Origin of the sequence: Desulfofundulus thermobenzoicus, assembly GCF_009428905.1 — a bacterium.
GTDB classification, from domain to species: Bacteria; Bacillota; Desulfotomaculia; order Desulfotomaculales; family Desulfovirgulaceae; genus Desulfofundulus_A; species Desulfofundulus_A thermobenzoicus.
Genome location: NZ_WHYR01000132.1, coordinates 1 through 632 on the forward strand (window position 1 = coordinate 1; position 632 = coordinate 632).

1 pseudogene is annotated in these 632 nt (G+C 52.8%); it reads right to left on the bottom strand.

The annotated features are described in order from the left end of the window. Positions 1-278: 278 nt before the first annotated feature. Positions 279-632: pseudogene (locus tag GFC01_RS17835) on the bottom strand (IS200/IS605 family accessory protein TnpB-related protein); the annotation flags it as partial.

The following is a 632-nucleotide window of genomic DNA, read 5'->3' on the forward strand; positions in this document are numbered from 1 at the left end:
CCTGGTTCAAATAACTTAACAATTCCTGATACACTGTACCATTTCTTGTTAAGCGGCCTCCCCATGACCAGGCTTTACACCTCCGTGGAAATATTTCCTGGGGTGACAGAGAGACCTCGGCCCCGGGAGTCCCACCCGGACGGGAGATGGAAAAATTCTGCTCCAAATGGGCGCAAGGACACAAAGCCCTTACGTTGATCATCTGGAAGAGGTTAACTCCGCCTCCACGCGACCTGTTAGGTGCGGCCTACCGGTTGTTCCCGCACCGGCTAACGGGGTCACCTACTCGATAAAGCGAGCTGCTTCAAGTCGTGCCAGACGGTGCGAAACGATTCCTGTTTGAAACGGGTCAGCCCGTTATGCACGGAAATCTTTTCTTCCAGCCGCTTGAAGAGCCGCTTTACCTTCCGGGTCATCCCTTTTCCTTCCCCAGGTAAGGAATAAACCTTCCGGTTCAGCTTCTCTTTGACAGCCTGAATTTTTGCTTTCAGTTCACCGGTAATTCGTTCTTTGAAGCCAATTGCCCGGCGAGCTGTAACTAAAGCAGCGGCGTGGTGAATAATTATCCCGTACCGCTGCATGTACTTCCAGTAACCGATGGTGGAGGTGTGCGCCGGCCAGACCGGCTTTAC